The organism is Sinorhizobium sojae CCBAU 05684, from assembly GCF_002288525.1.
In the GTDB taxonomy this organism is placed as follows: domain Bacteria; phylum Pseudomonadota; class Alphaproteobacteria; order Rhizobiales; family Rhizobiaceae; genus Sinorhizobium; species Sinorhizobium sojae.
This window is the reverse complement of the sequence record NZ_CP023068.1, coordinates 1,591,953-1,610,378: the sequence shown is the minus strand read 5'-3', so window position 1 is coordinate 1,610,378 and position 18,426 is coordinate 1,591,953. Positions and strand designations below refer to the sequence as shown.

The window sequence follows — 18,426 nt, the reverse complement described above, 5'->3', positions numbered from 1 at the left end:
GATTTAATAAAGATCGTTGAACAATCTTGACAGAATTGTGAAACAAGGCCACGCTAGTGTCTGTCAGTAATTCTTGGTCACCCCGAGGAGGGGGTGCCTGAACATAGGGAGAGGGTTCATGGAACAGTCCGTGATTTCGTCCGTCGAAGTCCGGTCGGGCACGTCGTCCGGCATGTCGAGCAAGTCGCGTCGGGCAGCGCTCACAGCTGCGATCTTTCTGATGGCCACCTCGGCCATCGGTCCGGGATTCATCACCCAGACGGCGACATTCACCACTAAGCTCGGCGCTGCCTTCGCCTTCGCCATCCTTGCGTCGATACTGATCGACTTCGTCGTCCAGCTGAATATCTGGCGGATCGTGACGCTGACGAAGATGCGTGCATCCGACCTCGCCAATGCGGCTATCCCGGGATCCGGTTATCTCCTTGCCATTCTCGTCATCGTCGGCGGACTGTTCTTCAATATCGGCAACATCGGCGGCACCGGCCTAGGCCTCAATGCGATGATCGGCCTCGATCCCAAGGTCGGCGGTGCGATCAGCGCCATCCTGTCGATCGGCATCTTCCTGTCGAAGCGCGCCGGAATGGCGGTCGACCGCTTCATCATCCTTGCCGGCATCCTGATGATCGCATTGACCGTTTACGTTGCCTTCGTATCCGGTCCGCCCGTCGGCGAGGCGCTGTTCCAGACCTTCCTGCCGTCTACCATCGATTTCGCCACCATCACCACCATCGTCGGCGGTACCGTCGGCGGGTACATCACTTATTCCGGCGCCCATCGCCTGCTCGACAAGGGCACGGTCGGCATCGACAACCTCGGTGCGGTCAATCGCGCAGCCCTCACCGGCATCGCCGTGACCGGCGTGATGCGCTACGTGCTCTTCCTCGCGGTTCTCGGCGTTGTTGCGAGCGGCGTTGTCATCGACGTCTCGGGTAAGGGTGCGAATCCAGCCGCCCAGGCCTTCCAGGCGGCCGCCGGCGACGTCGGCCTGCGCATCTTCGGCGTCATCCTCTGGGCCGCCGCCATCACTTCAGTCATCGGCGCCGCCTACACTTCGGTTTCCTTTGTCACCATTTTCAAGGCGGACATTACCGAGCGCGCCCGCAACATCGCAACCGTGATCTTCATTGCCATCTCCCTGTTCTTCTACGTGGTCATCGCCACGCCCCCGGCCCAGATGCTGGTCTTTGTCGGCGGCCTGAACGGCCTCATCCTGCCGATCGGTCTGTCGATCTTCATCTATGCGGCCTGGGCCCGCTCCGACCTGATGGGCAGCTATCGTTATCCGCGCTGGCTGTTGGCTCTCGGCGTACTGGTCTGCGCCCTCACTTGGTACATGGGCTACAAGTCGATCGGCCCAATCTTCGCGCTTCTCGCTGCCTAAGGAGATCTGACATGATTGCCATCGATCTGAACAGCGATCTCGGTGAAAGCTATGGCGCTTGGAGCATGGGCGATGACGCGGCTATGCTTGCCATCGTGTCCAGCGCCAATGTCGCCTGCGGCTTCCATGCCGGCGATCCGCTCGGGATCCTGAACACCGTCAGGGCCGCCGCAGAAAAAGGTGTTTCGATCGGGGCTCATGTCTCGTATCCAGATCGCGTCGGCTTCGGCCGGCGTGACATGGACGTCGCCAGCAACGATCTGACCGCCGACGTGATCTACCAGATCGGCGCACTGAAGGGCATTGCAGCGGCGGCCGGCGTCACCGTCGGCTACGTCAAGCCACATGGCGCACTCTACAACCGCATTGCCCATGATCCGAAACAGGGCCAGGCGGTGATCGACGGCATCAAGGCGATCGATTCCTCGCTGGTGCTGATGGGTCTTGCCAATGCGCCGATCCTTAAGCTGGCGCGAGACTCCGGCCTCAGGACCGTTGCGGAAGCCTTTGCCGATCGAGCCTATGCGCCGGATGGCCAGCTCGTTTCGCGCCGAGAGCCCGGTGCCGTGTTGCACGACACTCGACTGATCGCCCACCGCATGCTGCAGCTTGCTCGTGAGGGAACGCTCGAGGCGATCGACGGCTCGACCATCAAGATCGACGCTCAGTCGATCTGCGTGCATGGCGACAGCCCCGGCGCTGTAGCCATCGCCAAGGCGATACGCCAAGCCTTCGAAGCCGACGGGATTACCGTCCGCTCTTTCCTGTCCGCATGAACTGCGAGGGAGATACCCAGTGATCGCCTTGGAACATATTCGCCACGTCAATGCCGAGCCACCCCGAAACGCCCGGGAACGCTATCGCGCAGGTAGCGTCGAGCCCACCTCGGGCATTGCGTCGGGTTTTACCCAGGCCAACATGATCGTGCTGCCGCGCGACTGGGCTTTCGATTTTCTTCTCTATGCACAGCGCAATCCAAAGGCCTGTCCGGTGCTCGATGTGTCCGACCCTGGCTCGCATTCGACACTGCTTGCGCCCGGCGCGGATCTCCGGACCGACCTGCCGCTCTATCGCATCTGGCGTAACGGAAAGCTTGCTGAAGAGACCGCGGATGCGACTGCCGCCTGGGCCGAGTATCCCGATCTTGTCAGCTTCCTGATCGGCTGTAGCTTCACCTTCGAAACGCCGATGATCGAAGCCGGCATCGAGATCCGCCACATGACCGATAAATCCAACGTACCGATGTACCTGACCAACAAAGCCTGCCGTCCGGCTGGCCGCCTTCATGGCAACATGGTGGTATCCATGCGCCCCATTCTGGCGTCCCGGGTGGCAGATGCCGCGACGATTTCGGGCCGCTTTCCGGCCGTACATGGCGCACCCGTGCATGTCGGGACGCCGGAAGAGATCGGCATCAAGGACCTGTCGAAGCCGGAATTCGGCGATCCGGTGCGCATCGAGCCCGGCGAGGTTCCCGTCTTCTGGGCCTGCGGCGTTACCCCGCAGGCGGCCGTGATGGCATCTAGTGTGCCCTTTGCCATCACCCATGCGCCGGGACATATGTTCATCACCGACATTCCCGATTTCGCCTATCACGCCTGAGGTCCTGATGCGTTTCTTGCCCGTGAGCCTGACAGCCCTGCTTGTCGAACTTGCAGATCTCGACGAGACGCTGGCGCTGTTTGCTTCGCTAGACGCCGATCCGGTGGAGGGCATCGAGGACATGGTGCCGGCCGCCCGTACGCTGATGATCCGCTTCCGCCCGGAACTGCTGACGGCGGAGAGGCTGGCTGGCGAGATCGCCACCCGCGATCTGTCCGCCCGTATCCCGCCCTCCGACGAGCTCGTCGAGATCCCCGTCCGCTACGACGGCGAAGACCTGGGAGACGTGGCGCAGTTGACCGGCCTTTCCGTCGAAGACGTCATCCGCCGCCACACCGGGAGCACATTCACCGTCGCCTTCTGTGGCTTCGCGCCCGGCTTCGGTTATCTCGTCGGCGGCGATCCAGCGCTGCACGTGCCGCGCCGCCAGAGCCCGCGCACAAAGATCCCAGCCGGCTCGGTTGCCTTGGCGGGTGCCTTCAGCGGCGTCTATCCGCAGGCAAGTCCCGGTGGCTGGCAGATCATCGGCACGACGCCGGAAAAGATGTGGGACCTGTCGCGTGATCCGCCGGCGCTGTTCCAGCCGGGCTATCGCGTGCGATTCTTTGATCTGGAAAAGAGCTCGGTCCCGGTTTCCGCCGCGGCGATCAAAACTCCTGACGCCGGCTCGACCGAGTGCACCGCCGAGGCGCTGACGCTGAAGGTTCTGACCGCTCCAATGGCGGCGCTGTTCCAGGATCTTGGTCGCTTCGGCCAGACCGGTCAGGGTGTATCCTCCTCCGGCGCGCTCGATCGGGGCGCGCTCAAAGCCGCCAACCGAGTCGTCGGCAATGCCATTGGCACGCCTTGCCTTGAAATCATCCCCGGTGGCTTCTCGTTCGAATCATCGGGCCGTACGGTGGTGGCGCTCACCGGCGCCCCCTGCCCAATTTCGATCAGTGACGCCGCCGGGCGCACCATCACGGCAGAACCCTATCAACCGATCTCACTTGAGTCCGGCGATGTCGTGACACTTGGCCATGCGCAGAGAGGAATGCGCAGCTATCTGGCCATCCGCGGCGGCTTCCATGTAAAGCCGGTGCTCGGCAGCGCCTCGACCGATACGCTCGCCGTCGTCGGCCCGGATCCAGTCACGGCAGACACGATTCTAACCGTGGAACGAGAAACCTCGGCCCTGACCAGCGTGTCTCTCACCGAAACGCCGGCTTACGAGCTTCCCGCTCCCGGCGAGGTCGTGACGCTTGACGTGATCATGGGTCCGCGCAGCGACTGGTTCACCCAGGCGGGCGTTGACAGCCTCTCCGACCAGCTCTGGCAGGTGACGCCGCAGTCGAACCGCGTCGGCATCCGTCTCTCCGGGGAGATCGCCCTCGAGCGCAAAGGCAAGGAGGAATTGCCGAGCGAGGCAACGGCGACCGGCGCCATCCAGGTGCCGCATAGCGGTCAACCGGTCCTTTTTCTCGCCGACCATCCGCTCACCGGCGGCTACCCGGTCATCGGCACGGTCGCCGAATACCATCTCGATCTCGCCGGCCAGATTCCGGTCAATGCCCAGATCCGCTTCCGGCCCGTGACGACTTTCGCGGATATTCGGCCCGCACGGGCGTAAGACCGCGGGCCGGGCCGTTAAAAAAATCCAGGAGGAGCCATCCATGAAGAGAGTCCTGATCGCCAATCGCGGCGAGATCGCAGTGCGCATCATCCGTGCCTGTCGCGACCACGGCCTGCAATCGGTCGCCGTCTATGCCGATCCGGACATCGACGCGCTCTTCGTCAAGCTTGCCGACGAGGCCTATGGACTCTCCGGCAGCCGTCCCGTCGAAACCTATCTCGACATAGACAAGCTGATCGACATCGCCGTGCGCTCCGGGGCCGATGCCGTGCATCCCGGCTACGGTTTCCTCTCCGAGCGAGCCGAATTCGCCCGGGCGGTAATCGATGCCGGCCTCATGTGGATCGGCCCGGACCCGCACGTCATCGAAGCGCTCGGCGATAAGGTCGAGGCCCGACGCATTGCTCTGAGCGTCGGTGCACCGTTGGTGGCCGGCAGCGATGGCCCGGTCGCAACAGCGGCCGAAGTCGTCGCCTTTGCCGAAAAGCACGGATTGCCCGTGGCCATCAAGGCGGCCCATGGCGGCGGCGGACGTGGCTTGAAGGTCGCCTGGAAGATGGAGGAAGTGGCGGAACTTTACGAATCCGCCGTGCGTGAAGCCAAGGCTGCCTTCGGCCGCGGCGAATGTTTTCTCGAACGCTTCCTCGATCGTCCGCGCCATATCGAGGCGCAGGTTCTGGCTGACAAGCACGGTAATGTCCTGGTGCTCGGCACCCGTGACTGCTCGCTGCAGCGGCGCAATCAGAAGCTCGTCGAGGAGGCGCCCGCCCCATTCCTCACCGACGTTCAGCGCCGATCGATCCATGATGCCGCGAAGAAGATCTGCGAAGCGTCCGGCTATTCGGGCGCGGGCACGGTCGAGTTCCTGCTCGGCGTCGACGGCACAATCTCTTTCCTTGAAGTGAATGCTCGCCTTCAGGTCGAGCATCCGGTAACCGAGGAGACCACCGGCGTCGACCTCGTCATCGAGCAGTTGCGCATCGCCGACGGGCTGCCTCTGCGCGTGACCGAAACGCCTGTCCCGCGCGGCCATTCGATCGAGTTCCGCATCAATGCCGAGGATCCTGGCCGCGGCTTCTTGCCGACACCGGGTGCGATCACGAATTTCGACGCCCCTTCCGGTCCCGGCATCCGTCTCGACAGCGGCGTGGTTTCGGGTTCGACCGTGCCCGGCAGCTTCGATTCGCTGTTGGCGAAGCTGATCGTCACCGGCGGAACACGCGAGGAGGCGTTGAGACGTGCCCGCCGCGCTCTGAAAGAATTCACCGTCGACGGTGTTGCCACGGTACTCCCATTCCATCGCGCCGTGATCGAGAGCGAGGATTTTATCGGCGAGAACGGCTTCAAGGTCCATACGCGCTGGATCGAGACCGATTTCGCCGCCCGTATGGAGGCGGAGGCCCGGCCCGAGCCGGTCGCCGATGCCCATCTGGTCCGCACCCATGTCGAGATCGACGGAAAGCGCCATGAGCTCGGCATTCCGGCGGCACTACTGGGGTGTCTCGGAGGACTTGCGGGCAAGGGGGCGAGTTCGGCGCTGGCAGCCGAGGCAGAAGATCCATTGAGCATAGCCGCGCCGATCTCCGGCACCGTGCAGGCCTTCAAAGTCGAGGACGGGGCAGAGGTCGCTGCTGGCGATCTCATTGCCGTCATGGAAGCGATGAAGATGGAAACCCAGGTCACGGCAGCGCGGGCAGGCAAGATTCGGATCAGTGTCCAGGCCGGCGCCTATCTGCAGGCCGGCGCGGAAATCGCCCGTTTCGAGAGTCCGCGTGGCAGGCGGTGATGAATCTTCACTGCCGATCGGGGCCCACTCGTGGCGCGGTTGGCTGTCGTAGCGCCGGGATTTGTCTCTGGCGAATCGGCAAGGGACGATTGCGGAGAGTCAGGTGCGCCTCACGCTCGCGATCCAATCGGATTTCAGGATATCCATGCCCGTATCGAGGAGGCTGCGGCCGGAGCACGGGGCTTTGCGCATAACGAGAACATCGTTCGACAATTCCCATGCGGCCAGCGCCCTTGCGGATGAGAGTTAAAGAGCGCATGCTCCGGACTTCAGTAGCCATTGTCAGGGCGCTGCTGCTTCGGGGCCTTTGTGTCCTGGCCCCAACGAAAGGAGGACAGCATGTCTTCCGACCTTCACCTTCACATCCTAGCCCGTAATCTCGTTAGCGTCAGCGAATTTGGATACGGCGAAAACGTGCGGCTTCAGCAGAAAAGCAGAAGCGAGCCAGTGGGGGCACCGCGCATCAAGCGGTTCACTTTGGCAGCGCGAGCCGGCAGCCTTTCCTGCCTTCGTGTAATTCGTGCGCGCTGGGCCTAAGAGTACGGCGATGGCGCAGGGCACGACAGCCAAGTTCGTGAACGGGGTTTCAGTCCCGGTCAGAAGCAGGCTGAACCTTATCTTCCGAGTAAGCCGTTTTAGGATAACCTTATGAAACACACGAACCGCCACGTAGCGGAAAGCCTATTCTCGTGCGCAGCGCCCGAAGGCTCAAATGCTGCCAAACTCCAGGAGATACGCGCTAGACAAATTCGCAGGCTGCGTGAGGTCAGGCCAGTCGAAAGGCAGAGGCGTCTCGAAAAGCGTAGGAGGGGCGCCGACGCTTTGCTTGCCCAGGAGCGGGCTCATGCAAACGTTTGATTACACTGCCGGCGCAGGGCTTTATCCCTGTAAAACCGTGAGAAGGACGAGCCGGCTCCGGTACAAGAGATTTGAATCGGCTGCCGAGGCACTTCGCTTTGCGATCGAGGAAATGCCGGTCTCGATGCTCCGCGGCTCCGTTCTGGAGGTGGACGAAGAGCGCTACGATGGTCAACAGATGCGACGGCTCTACGAAGCCGAGGCATACCCTCTGCCGCGGCGGGCCACGTGACGTGGCAGCGTTAGCGCGGTGCCCCGGCGTCGTCCTTTGCTGTGATGAGCGAGGCGGCAAGGCGATCTCGGCTGCCGATTGCAATCTATGATAGTAAATGGGTGAAACTCAAACAACAAGTTGACGCGCGGCTTAAAGACCGGTACTGAAGACCATCGATACTTTGTTTGCCGATATCTGTTGTTGCTGCGCCTCGTGCGCCTTGACGAAGTTCTCCTTTCAAAAGTCGAAAAAATGCCCCGCCGTGCGTCGCCCGGCGGTGATCAATGTTGCTAAGAAAGGGTTCGTTATGACCACTGGCACAGTTAAATGGTTCAATTCCACCAAAGGCTTCGGCTTTATCCAGCCTGACGACGGCAGCGCCGACGTGTTCGTTCATATCTCAGCTGTCGAGCGCGCAGGCATGAACTCGATTGTCGAAGGTCAGAAGCTCGGCTTCGAGCTGGAGCGCGACAACAAGTCGGGCAAGATGTCCGCAGGCCAGCTCCGCGCTGCCTAAAGCTTTGGCCGCCGATGACCACGGATGTACTGGCATGGCGGTAAGAAGTTCGAAAGGCCAGGCGGATGTCTGGCCTTTCTCTATATTGAGGCTCCGTTCGCCGGCACTATCGCCTTCCTTTCCAAATGCGTCACCTGCTCGTCCCGCCCCGACGAGAATTAAGGAGTTCTATTGAGACACCCGAACGACAATGGCTTTGCCGAGCGCCGCTTGGCTGCGGCCGAAGCCAAGCGTCAGCTTCTGGCAAAATTCGCCTCCGCCCCGAAGGCAACCGACCCGGAGACACAGGAGCGGCTTGCCGCCCGCCAAGCGGTGGCGGTTGCACGCGAGTCCCGTCGGGCCGAACGCAAGGCGCTGAAACTGGCGGAAGCCGCAATGGCGGTGGCGGCAGCCGAAGCCAAGGAGCGGAAAGAAGCCGAAGACCGCGAGGCTGAAATTGCTGATCGCGCTTCACGCGTCCTCGCCGACGAGGCTGCACGCAAAGCCGAGCGCGATCGCCGCTATGCCGCACGCAAGGCTCGTCAGGCCTGACACTTTCCACCAGTCCGCCCGCAACTCAGGCGCAAGCCGCAGGCGTGTCAGATGGTTGGCGGGGCAAGAAAAATACGGATCAGTTTTGATGAACGCACATGTCCATCCACCCGCCGCGCTTGCTAAGGATGACGCCGGAGCATGGTTGAAGATCCTTGCGAAATACCGTCAGCCCCGCTTCGGGCGCAGCGTCTTGGAGCTTCTTGTCACCGTATTTCCGCTCGCCGGCTTCTGGGCTGTCGCCTATTTTTCCCTCGCTCATGGCTTCTGGTACGGGCTGATCGCAATCATTCCGGCGGCGGCCTTCCTCCTGCGGCTTTTCATGATCCAGCACGATTGCGGCCACGGTTCGTTCTTCGCTCGTCGCCGCCTCGACGATTGGACAGGACGTGCGATCGGCGTGCTTACCCTAACTCCTTACGATTGCTGGCGCCGGGCGCACGCCGCTCACCATGCCTCGGCCGGTAATCTGGAGGAACGGGGTATCGGCGACATCACCACGCTCACGGTCTCAGAATACCGCGCACTTTCTCCCATGAAGCGCCTCGGCTATCGCCTGTACCGGCACCCACTGGTAATGTTCGGCCTAGGCCCCGCCTGGCTCTTTCTCCTCAAGCAGCGCCTGCCGATCGGGTTGATGAACGGGGGAGCGCTGCCCTGGATATCGACGATGGCGACCAACCTTGCGATCGTGGTGTGCGCCGCATTGATGGCTTGGGCGGTTGGACTGCTGCCCTTCCTCTTGATCCACCTACCGGTTGTGCTTCTGTCGGGTGCGGCCGGCATCTGGCTCTTCTACGTGCAGCACCAGTTTGAAGAGACGCACTGGTCGGCCGGGGAGGATTGGCACTTTCCCCAGGCAGCCCTACATGGCGCCTCCCACTACGATTTGCCGTTGGTGCTGAGATGGCTGACCGGCAACATCGGCATTCATCATGTGCATCACCTGGCGAGCAGGATCCCTTACTACAGGTTGTCCGAAGTTCTGCGCGACCACCCACAACTCGCGAGCATCGGCCGCATCACCCTTTCGGAAAGCTTTCAGTGCATCAGGCTTGTCCTTTGGGACGAACGGCGCCAGAAGCTTGTTTCTTTTCGTGAGGCCGCTGCCGTTCACGCATAACCGGCTTTTGCGGCGGAACTGGAATTCACGCAGCTCGGTGGGGCGGGGCAGCCGACGGTCCGGCCCGTTACGATGTTGAGCTAGCTGCTTTTCGGTTCTGTTGGATGGTGTAACGCAACCGGTTCGCTCACTTTAGCCCGTCGCTCTCCGGCTTGCCTTTCGCTCGTCTGCGTTCGTCTAGCAGATTGAGCAAGTCCGTTAGATCGTCCGCATCGAAATAGTCCAGGCCGGTCTGGGGTATGCCTTGCCATCGAGCAGGCCAGCCCGTGAAGCGATCAATCACACTCCACAAGCCGTTGCTATCATCATGCAATTCGTATCGCTGGGTCATGTCGACATTTTAGCGCGCCCTTAAGCGCCGCGCTACGGCGCCCGCCGCATCGGCCCGAAGATCGGACCGATTTTTGGAAAGCACGATGCCGAGAACGAAGGCAACCGCCCGGGGGCGAGGCGGCAGAGGCTCTCTGCCGCCCGCAACCTTACTGGCACTTTGGCCTCAACGCACGGCGAGCCATGCCAAACGGGCAGTATACGAGATGCAGTGTGACTTGCGACCTGATGGGGTTCCCTTTGCTGGTGTTCTGTGGAATGCTCCGTCAATAACGACGCGCGCCGAGACCATCGTGGGCGCACAGAGCAATGAATTGCCAGATGCCTGAGAGGCTTGACCTAACACTTGCAGAGTTGATCAGTAACGAGATCGACCTACGCCATGCAAATGAGCTCCGAGCCGTACTCTCAACCGGGAACGAGATTACGATGCACGGAACGTTTACGGTGGGGAGTGATTTCATCATCTATCGAACGGCGAAAGATGCTAGCGGTAAATGGGCAATGACGCCGTTCACCCACATCGTACAGCTGATTATCTGATTTCAACCCAAGCCTTGATTTTTAGAAATCCCAGCTGCAAAGCCGCGGGTTCAGTACGATAGGAACTCGATCGCGCTCATCGAGGATTTCTACAACGCGGGCAAACCGGTTGCGGCCGTCTGCCACGGCCCGGCTGTCCTGAGGGTCACCTACGGAAAGTGCGTCACCGGCTTCACCAATTCCGAAGAGGAGGCGGGTGCAACGAACCGACGTCGTGCCGTTCCTCGTCGAAGACGAGCTGAAGCGCTGCATGCCCATGTATGACTGGAGACAGGGATTAGTATGGCCCGTCGCGTCGCCTCAGCGGCGGGCCTTTCGGGATTGGCGACGCCGCCGATATGTCGGTCGCGAAGCGAGAGCGGTGGAACGCGTGTCGTCAGACGTCGGATTCGAAGGGATGTGCTGGAAACTCCGGGAGCGGCTCTTGTCGTCCATGACACTGTAATTCAATTTCTCCCGTTCCGCGTAGGCAACGGCGGCATCGCGGGACGGGAAGCGCAATTCGACCTGGTTAAGCGTGTCACTGCCACCTGTGTAGCCCATCAGATAATCGATAACGGGCGGGACTTGTCGTTCGAAAACCAGAAGCCAAGGTCGCTTCGACACGCGCGCCGAGGTCATCACCGAGCGTGACGGGCGAAAAATACGTGCGAAGCAACCGGTCCTCGTTCGCGACTCGATCACGTCGATCGGGCACGTGCCGAGGTGCGCTTCAAACTTCCGGGTAGTACGGATTGTCTGTGCGTCTCGCTTCACGGGCTCGGTCATCGATACCGTCCTCTGCCTGTTCGCGAACAACCAGCCGGGCACGTCCGCACCCGGCTGATTTTGCGGCGTCGGCGCTATTTGGCCCTGTCTATCGAGATCCGCTTGACGTTGGCACCCGCCTTTGCTGTCTTCGGCAGCGTCACTGCGAGAAGGCCGTTTTTGAACGTCGCGGCGACGTTATCCTCATCGACATCGCGGCCAAGAACCAGCCGCCGTTCGAAGCGGCCGTAATAGCGCTCGCTGAACCGGCGTTCCTTGTCCTCGGTTTCTGCTTTGCTCTCGCCGCGGAGCGTAAGCACACCGTCCTCCAGCAGCACTTCGACATCATCTGGCTCGATGCCCGGTACTTCCGCTAGCACGCGGATCTCGTCGTCATTCTCGTCGACTTCCACGTGCGGCCACGAGCCATTGAAGGGCGATGCTCCACTGAGCAACGACGGCGGCCCGAAACCGCGAAAAACTTCATCGAACAGACGGTTGACATTGCGGTGCAGAGACAGGAACGGATCCATATCATCGCTGCGATACATGGTCGGAACCTGGCTTGTGCCGCGGCTCCACGGGATCAGGTCACGTACACTCATAGCTGTCATCCTTTCTTCGGGTTCTTTCCTCCTTTTCTGGCACGGCTGCCCTCCTTCGCCTGCTCGTGAACAGGTGGGAAAGGAGCCGTGCGCGCTGATCAGGCCGCCTTCTCTCCTTCGATCTGCTTCGAAGCCGGTTTCGTCATCTCGGTTTCGATCGCGATCCTACGCGGCTTCATCTCCTCAGGTACTTCCTTCCTGAGGTTGATGACGAGCAGTCCGTTTTCGAGCTTTGCGCCCTCGACGATCACATGGTCAGCGAGTTCAAATCGCCGCACAAACGGCCTTACGGCCAGGCCCTGATGGAGATACCGTTCCTCTTCGTCCTCGGATTTCGCGCCGTTAACCACGAGCATGTTCGCCTCGTGGGTGATCGTCAGTTCGTCCTCTGCAAAACCCGCCACCGCGATGGTGATGCGGTAAGCATCTTCGCCAATTTTGACGATGTTGTAGGGCGGCCAGTTTTCAGCGTCGAGGCTTGCGTTCTCGAGCAGGTCGAAGATGCGGTCGAATCCGATGCTCGACCTGTAGAAGGGGGAAAAGTCGAAGCTCGTTCTCATAGCTACATCCTCCGTAGAGCAACATAGGTACGAGGGAGTGCCAAGAAGCTCGGCGCTCCCTGACTCCGACCCCATATCGGCGGTCGGCAACGATGAGGTGGGAATTAAATCGGGCGCCGTCAAGAGGGAATGCGGCCATCCCCTGGCGCCTCCATCACGGGGCGGCAACTCTGCGCACTAGGACGGCAGAAACGCAAATAGCTCCATGAATCCACGTAGGTAGCACTCTCAAATGTCGAGTGCCAAAAAATCTGTGCCGTCCTCTTGAAACTCGAAAAATCAGAAACCAGATCGATTGCGCGCGATGCCGAAAGGATCGGCGCTCCGCGTCGGTTTCGCTTCGAATGCGGCGCGGAGGACCTCTTGTGAAAGCTGTTTGTCCATAGGAGAGCGACATGACGTTCCGTCCCTTGCACGACCGTATTCTAGTTCGCCGTATCGAGGCCGAGGAAAAGACGGCCGGCGGCATCATCATCCCCGACACGGCGAAGGAAAAACCACAGGAAGGCGAGATTGTTGCTGCCGGCCCTGGTGCGCGTGACGACAGCGGGCAGTTGCGACCGCTTGATGTAGAAGTGGGCGACCGCATTCTCTTCGGCAAATGGTCGGGCACCGAGATCAAGCTCAATGGCGAGGATCTCCTGATCATGAAGGAATCCGACGTGATGGGCGTGATCGAGGTCGACGCTCAAGCGCGAAGCGCAGCCTAGGATCTAGGCCCGACAAAGGAATGCTGCCCCAGGAAGGAGTAGAAAAATGGCCGCCAAGGAAGTGAAATTCCATTCCGAAGCCCGTGAGAAGATGCTGCGCGGTGTCGACATCCTTGCCAATGCCGTGAAGGTTACGCTCGGCCCGAAAGGTCGGAACGTCGTTATCGACAAGTCGTACGGGGCGCCCCGGATCACCAAGGACGGCGTAACGGTCGCCAAGGAAGTCGAGTTGGAGGACAAGTTCGAGAACATGGGCGCACAGATGGTGCGAGAGGTTGCCTCGAAAACCAGCGACATTGCTGGTGACGGCACCACCACCGCGACAGTTCTCGCCCAAGCGATCGTCAAAGAAGGTGCGAAGGCGGTGGCGTCGGGCATGAACCCGATGGACCTGAAGCGCGGCATCGACAAGGCCGTCGACGCGATCGTTCAGGAGCTGAAGATAAATGCGCGGAGAGTTACAAAAAACGACGAAATTGCCCAGGTAGGCACGATATCGGCCAACGGCGACACCGAGATTGGTCGCTTCCTCGCTGAGGCGGTTGAGAAGGTCGGCAATGAAGGCGTCATTACAGTCGAGGAAGCCAAGACCGCTGTGACTGAGTTGGAAGTCGTCGAGGGCATGCAGTTCGACCGCGGCTATCTGTCGCCGTACTTCATCACCAACCAGGACAAGATGCGCGTAGAGCTCGAGGAACCCTATATCCTCATCCACGAAAAGAAGCTCTCGAACCTGCAGGCGCTGCTTCCGGTTCTCGAAGCGGTTGTTCAGTCGGGAAAGCCACTCCTTATCATTGCCGAGGATGTTGAAGGCGAAGCACTGGCGACGCTCGTCGTCAACAGGCTGCGCGGCGGCCTGAAGGTCGCTGCTGTCAAGGCGCCAGGTTTCGGCGACCGTCGCAAGGCGATGCTGGAAGATATCGCCATCCTGACCGGCGGGTCCGTGATCTCCGAAGATCTCGGCATCAAGCTCGAGAACGTGACGCTCAATATGCTTGGTCGCGCCAAGAAGGTCGTCGTCGAGAAGGAAAACACCACGATCGTCGATGGCTCGGGGTCGAAGACGGAGATTCAGGGCCGTGTCGCCCAGATCAAGGCGCAAATTGAGGAAACCACGTCGGACTACGATCGCGAAAAACTGCAAGAGCGGCTGGCAAAGCTTGCGGGCGGGGTTGCCGTCATCCGCGTCGGCGGCTCGACCGAGGTCGAGGTGAAGGAACGCAAGGACCGCGTCGATGATGCCATGCATGCCACGAGGGCGGCCGTTGAGGAGGGCGTGCTGCCCGGCGGCGGGGTCGCTCTGCTGCGAGCCGTCAAGGCACTGGAGAGCCTGCAGACCGAAAATACAGACCAGAAACACGGTATCGAGATCGTCCGCAGAGCACTCGAGGCGCCGGTCCGGCAGATCGCTGAGAATGCCGGTGCCGAAGGCTCGATCATCGTCGGTAAGCTGCGCGAGGTTACCGACTTCGGCTATGGCTGGAACGCCCAAACCAATGAGTTCGGTGATCTTTACGACCAGGGCGTGATCGATCCGGTCAAGGTTGTTCGCATCGCGCTGCAGGACGCTGCCTCGGTCGCCGGCCTGCTGATTACCACGGAGGCGATGGTCGCCCAGAAGCCGAAGAAGGAGGTGCCGGTCCCGCCGATGCCGACAGGTGGCATGGACTTCTGACTGAAATGATCAGTCCGCGCCCCTGACCGGGCGCGGACGTCGGCAGATTCTTGGACCAAAGATGCTTTGCACCTGAACGGATGCCCTAACGGTAAGCTGGACCCGAGGGCCGCAGCCCGAGGCGAAGGAGGAATTGCAGATTGGAGAATGTCATGCCGGCGGTCGTCGACATTGCAGTGAACGGAGGAGAGCGATGGAATGGGATCAATTTCGGCACCCTGTCACAATCCTTGTGGGTCTCGGATTTCCGGTCGACATCAGCAGCGTGAGAGAGGCCTATGCGTTGCTGAACGAGCGGCAGCCGTCGAAGCGAAACCAAACGCACGCCATCGCGCTGAATGCTTGCAGAGCAGCCCTTGCGGGCGAGATGGACGTCGAGACCGCTCGCGGGGCATTTGTCGCCTTCGTGCAACAGGCCAATGTCCTCGCACCCGCCACTGACGCCGTGCCGGTGGCGCGAGTGCACTCGACGCCGTTTTCGCGTGCCAGCGGCAAATCGATGTGATTTGGAGGACGGGGCAGGGTGATGGGCGATGTTCAGTTTCCCGTTCCGGAGTCCCCAATCCTGGCAAGCTCTGGGTGCCATGGTTACAGAGCCGTTGGGTTTGGTCCGATGAATGCCGGTTTTGGAGCATTGTAACGCTGACGAGTACCGGTCAAGGCGCTCACTCAGTGGTAACGTGTAGCTTTGACGAGCGGTTCTCGAACTGGCTGCGCTTCCCCATGTTGGAACAAGCTCGAAGACTCCTTGTTATCAGGGTGTATCGAACCGGCCTCCATCTAACTGATGATGACACATGAGTGAACGCGAGCCGACACGGCGTGATTTCCTTTATGTGACGACCGGCATGTGGACCGCAGTCGGTTTGGTCGGCGCCGCATGGCCCTTCATCGACCAAATGCGTCCCGACGCGGGGACGCTGGCTCTTTCGATCGTGGAAGTCGACATTTCTGCAATCGAGCCCGGGATGTCGTTGACCGTAAAATGGCGAGGCGTTCCAGTGTTCATCCGCAATCGCACCGAAGAAGAGGTCGTGGCAGCGCGACGTGTGGACATTTCGGCGCTGAAGGACCCGCTGGCCCGCAACGCGAATATTGCCGGCGATGCGCTGGCAACGAATGATGCCCGGTCGCCAGAAGGGCGGGAGAACTTGATCATCATGGTCGGCGTGTGTACCCACCTTGGTTGCGTGCCGCTGGGGGAGGCTGGCGAATTCGGCGGCTGGTTCTGCCCTTGTCACGGGTCTCACTACGACACCGCCGGCCGAGTTCGAAGAGGTCCAGCGCCGTCGAACTTGGCTGTTCCACCATACGAGTTCGTCTCCGACACAACTGTTCGGATCGGATAGATAGGAGACGGATCGCTGGGGCGCCAACGCGAGGCCGCGGCAAAATCTCCTCTGACCGATCCGCCTCGATTGAGGATGCAGGTATGCCTGTCGAACGAGAAGCTCAGGTCCAAGTAGTGTCGCTCGTCGCCAGCGAAACCGCTGCCTGCTGGCAAAGCTGCTGACACACAAGTTCCCCCGGTAAAGTCCGGGGCCGCACGCCGAGACCGGCGCGCTGATACCTCCCGCTGCTATGCGGCATCCGGTAGCTCAATGTCGATCGTGCAGACAATCCCGTCCAACCGGAAATCGCGGCGGACGGTCGCTCCCGGCAAACTCTTCTCGATCAAAACCCCGCCGAAACCTTGTTCCTCCGGAGGCTTCACCGGTGGTCCGCCGATCTCCCTCCAAGTGACGGACAACCGCCGGCCCTCGCTCCCAAGTTTCCAACTGAGCGCCACCTGTCCGTTTGCGACCGCGAGTGCACCATACTTGGCGGCATTGGTCGCGAGCTCGTGAAGCACAAGGCCAAAGGGCGTCGCAATGTCGGGTGGCAGCATGACGCTCTCGCCCTCGATCCGCAGCCTTTGGCGATCGCCTCCGATGTAGGCCTCGAGCTGGCTGAACGCCAGCATGCCAAGTTCGGCGCCGCGCCATTCGGATTCGACGAGCAGCTTATGAGCATTGGCCAAGGCTGTGAGTCGCCCGTTGAGAAGTTCGACGAAGTCTTCACTCGAATGGGCGGTTCTCAGCGTCTGCCGCGCGAGCGACTGGACCACGGCCAACGTATTCTTCACCCGGTGGCTCAACTCGCTCAGTAGCAGTTGCCGCCGGTGCTCCCAGCGCTTGAGCTCCGTGACGTCCCGTGTGCCCTCGAGAACCAACCGCCGGTCACCGAGCGGCTGAAGCTCGATATGGCTCTCAACTGTCAGCACCTGGCCATCCTTGGTGGTGTGACGCAATTCGCCGCTCCAATAGCCCTTTTCTAGAAGCGTCTGCCGTAGAGCCTCGAAGGAAGAGCCCGGCACGACGGTCTTGAGCAATTTTTCCTTCTGCTTCCCGAGAGCCTCATCGCGCGAATAGCCGTAAAGCTCCTCGCTGCCGCGGTTCCACTGCTGGATGCCGTCGTCGAAATCCCACACGAAGATCGGCGAACGGGAAAGCTCGACCAGCCGCATTTCCTGATCGAGGCGCTGCTTGCTCTCGCGTGCAATCTCCTCGGCGCGACGGCGGTCGGTGACGTCGACGAAGGTCGCCACGACGCCGTCGATCTTGTGGTCGATCGTGCGATAGGGCCGCATTCGCACGAGATACCAGCGGCCGTTGCGGCTCTCGATCTCGTGCTCGACGGGCGCGAGACCCTTTAGCACCGTGCGCGCGTCGTCGACAAAATTGGGACAGTCGAGCTGATGGGTGAAGTCGGTGATCGGCCGCCCTTCGTCATTCGGAGTGACGTTGAATATCTCCATCAAGCGCGGCGTGAATCGCTTGATCTGTAGGGATTGATTGAGGAAGAGCATCGCGACGTCTGTCGCCGCCATCAGGTTCTGAAGATCGCTATGGGCGCGTGAGGGGCTTTCGAGCTTCAGCTTGAGCTCGTTGTTCGGAAGCTCTTCCTCGCTGGTCTCGGGTTCTTCCCCCGTAGAACGATACCCTTCGTCGCCGGAGCGACCGGGCGCGGATGCGGCCGCGGCTCGGCTTGCGATCAGTGCGCTCAGGCGATCGGGTATCTCGCGGATCGGCAGCACGAAGTCGGCGGCCTCGGCGGCGATGGCGTTGTAGGGCATGGAGGCATATTCCGCCTCGTCCGGATCCTGAACGAGCACGATGCCGCCGGCCTCCTTGATCGCCCTGACACCGATGGCGGCGTCGGAGCCGGCGGCGGTGAGAATGACGGCGAATGCGCTGCCATCCTGCTCCGCAAGCGATCGCAAGAAGAAATCGACCGGCGTCCGATGCGCTTGCGGCTCATCGAACTCAAGCGTTCCTATCATGCCGTCGGCGATCTTCACCCGCCGATTGGGGGCGATGACGTAGACATGGTTGCTTTCAAGACGTGCCTGACCTGCAACCTGCTTCACCGGCATCCGCGTGCACCTTGCCAGGATGTTGCCAAGGTCGCTCGTATTGCCAGGACTGAGGTGGACGATCACGACGAAAGCGGCGCCCGTATCGTCCGGCATCCGATCGAAGAAGGTCTGAAGCGCCTGGACGCTCCCTGCCGAGGCCTCGATCCCGACGATCGGTGGATGCTCTTCGTGCTTCATGCTTCCCCCTCCCGTGAACCGCGGCCTACGGGCT

General features: G+C 61.1%; 19 protein-coding genes and 1 pseudogene. 15 read left to right on the top strand and 5 right to left on the bottom strand.

The features are described 5' to 3' along the window. Nucleotides 1-172: 172 nt before the first annotated feature. From SJ05684_RS25205 to SJ05684_RS25160, 9 genes are all read left to right on the top strand, one after another. Nucleotides 173-1,384, top strand: coding sequence for an NRAMP family divalent metal transporter (locus SJ05684_RS25205; RefSeq protein WP_083846240.1), 1,212 nt, complete (start codon nt 173-175; stop codon nt 1,382-1,384). A gap of 11 nt (nt 1,385-1,395) precedes the next feature. After that, nucleotides 1,396-2,160: a LamB/YcsF family protein gene (locus SJ05684_RS25200; RefSeq protein ID WP_034857883.1), complete on the top strand. Its 765-nt coding sequence runs from the start codon at nt 1,396-1,398 to the stop codon at nt 2,158-2,160. 19 nt (nt 2,161-2,179) lie between these two features. Further along, nucleotides 2,180-2,986 carry a putative hydro-lyase gene (locus SJ05684_RS25195; RefSeq protein ID WP_034857885.1) on the top strand — a complete coding sequence of 269 codons (807 nt, stop codon included), beginning with the start codon at nt 2,180-2,182 and terminating at the stop codon, nt 2,984-2,986. Between the two features lie 7 nt (nt 2,987-2,993). Continuing rightward, nucleotides 2,994-4,595 (top strand): 5-oxoprolinase subunit B/C family protein, encoded by a 1,602-nt coding sequence (locus SJ05684_RS25190; protein ID WP_034857886.1) that lies wholly within the window; start codon nt 2,994-2,996, stop codon nt 4,593-4,595. Between the two features lie 43 nt (nt 4,596-4,638). Further along, nucleotides 4,639-6,384, top strand: a complete 1,746-nt coding sequence (locus SJ05684_RS25185) for an acetyl/propionyl/methylcrotonyl-CoA carboxylase subunit alpha (protein ID WP_034857889.1) — start codon at nt 4,639-4,641, stop codon at nt 6,382-6,384. 844 nt (nt 6,385-7,228) lie between these two features. Continuing rightward, nucleotides 7,229-7,474 (top strand): hypothetical protein, encoded by a 246-nt coding sequence (locus SJ05684_RS25175; protein WP_034857893.1) that lies wholly within the window; start codon nt 7,229-7,231, stop codon nt 7,472-7,474. Nucleotides 7,475-7,763: 289 nt separating this feature from the next. After that, entirely contained in the window at nt 7,764-7,973 is a 210-nt protein-coding gene (locus SJ05684_RS25170; protein WP_011970048.1) for a cold-shock protein, read from the top strand. Nucleotides 7,974-8,144: 171 nt separating this feature from the next. Then, a complete protein-coding gene (locus tag SJ05684_RS25165) occupies nt 8,145-8,504 on the top strand; it encodes a DUF6481 family protein (protein ID WP_095694380.1) in 360 nt (119 codons plus the stop codon). A gap of 88 nt (nt 8,505-8,592) precedes the next feature. After that, the gene (locus SJ05684_RS25160) at nt 8,593-9,627 is read left to right on the top strand and encodes a fatty acid desaturase (RefSeq protein ID WP_034857905.1); all 1,035 of its coding nucleotides are present in this window, start codon (nt 8,593-8,595) and stop codon (nt 9,625-9,627) included. Nucleotides 9,628-9,754: 127 nt separating this feature from the next. Here SJ05684_RS25160 and SJ05684_RS30995 read toward each other — a convergent pair whose 3' ends face one another. Continuing rightward, complete coding sequence (locus tag SJ05684_RS30995; RefSeq protein ID WP_034857907.1) at nt 9,755-9,958, bottom strand: hypothetical protein; 204 nt, start codon at nt 9,956-9,958, stop codon at nt 9,755-9,757. A 308-nt stretch (nt 9,959-10,266) separates the two neighbouring features. Between SJ05684_RS30995 and SJ05684_RS30990 the strand changes: the two genes are divergently transcribed. Both SJ05684_RS30990 and SJ05684_RS30685 read left to right on the top strand, forming a co-directional pair. Then, a complete protein-coding gene (locus SJ05684_RS30990) occupies nt 10,267-10,500 on the top strand; it encodes a hypothetical protein (RefSeq protein WP_034857909.1) in 234 nt (77 codons plus the stop codon). Between the two features lie 57 nt (nt 10,501-10,557). After that, a pseudogene (locus tag SJ05684_RS30685) lies at nt 10,558-10,765 on the top strand (type 1 glutamine amidotransferase domain-containing protein); the annotation flags it as partial. A 35-nt stretch (nt 10,766-10,800) separates the two neighbouring features. On the opposite strand, the gene SJ05684_RS25140 reads toward SJ05684_RS30685, so the two are convergent. The 3 genes from SJ05684_RS25140 to SJ05684_RS25130 form a co-directional block, all read right to left on the bottom strand. After that, the gene (locus SJ05684_RS25140) at nt 10,801-11,268 is read right to left on the bottom strand and encodes an NADH dehydrogenase ubiquinone Fe-S protein 4 (RefSeq protein WP_083846241.1); all 468 of its coding nucleotides are present in this window, start codon (nt 11,266-11,268) and stop codon (nt 10,801-10,803) included. A 74-nt stretch (nt 11,269-11,342) separates the two neighbouring features. Next, nucleotides 11,343-11,852: an Hsp20/alpha crystallin family protein gene (locus SJ05684_RS25135; protein ID WP_034857911.1), complete on the bottom strand. Its 510-nt coding sequence runs from the start codon at nt 11,850-11,852 to the stop codon at nt 11,343-11,345. 98 nt (nt 11,853-11,950) lie between these two features. Continuing rightward, complete coding sequence (locus tag SJ05684_RS25130) at nt 11,951-12,412, bottom strand: Hsp20 family protein (protein ID WP_034857913.1); 462 nt, start codon at nt 12,410-12,412, stop codon at nt 11,951-11,953. 395 nt (nt 12,413-12,807) lie between these two features. On the opposite strand from SJ05684_RS25130, the gene SJ05684_RS25125 reads away from it, so the two are divergent. The 4 genes from SJ05684_RS25125 to petA all read left to right on the top strand — a co-directional run bounded on the left by SJ05684_RS25125 (nt 12,808) and on the right by petA (nt 16,146). Continuing rightward, the gene (locus SJ05684_RS25125; protein WP_034857915.1) at nt 12,808-13,122 is read left to right on the top strand and encodes a co-chaperone GroES; all 315 of its coding nucleotides are present in this window, start codon (nt 12,808-12,810) and stop codon (nt 13,120-13,122) included. 46 nt (nt 13,123-13,168) lie between these two features. After that, nucleotides 13,169-14,797 (top strand): chaperonin GroEL, encoded by a 1,629-nt coding sequence (groL, locus tag SJ05684_RS25120; RefSeq protein WP_034857918.1) that lies wholly within the window; start codon nt 13,169-13,171, stop codon nt 14,795-14,797. 193 nt (nt 14,798-14,990) lie between these two features. Continuing rightward, nucleotides 14,991-15,302 carry a DUF982 domain-containing protein gene (locus tag SJ05684_RS25115; protein WP_034857919.1) on the top strand — a complete coding sequence of 104 codons (312 nt, stop codon included), beginning with the start codon at nt 14,991-14,993 and terminating at the stop codon, nt 15,300-15,302. A gap of 292 nt (nt 15,303-15,594) precedes the next feature. Then, the gene (gene petA / locus SJ05684_RS25110; RefSeq protein ID WP_034857921.1) at nt 15,595-16,146 is read left to right on the top strand and encodes a ubiquinol-cytochrome c reductase iron-sulfur subunit; all 552 of its coding nucleotides are present in this window, start codon (nt 15,595-15,597) and stop codon (nt 16,144-16,146) included. Nucleotides 16,147-16,376: 230 nt separating this feature from the next. On the opposite strand, the gene SJ05684_RS25105 is transcribed toward petA, so the two are convergent. Further along, nucleotides 16,377-18,392: a chemotaxis protein CheB gene (locus tag SJ05684_RS25105; protein WP_034857923.1), complete on the bottom strand. Its 2,016-nt coding sequence runs from the start codon at nt 18,390-18,392 to the stop codon at nt 16,377-16,379. Nucleotides 18,393-18,426 lie beyond the last annotated feature (34 nt).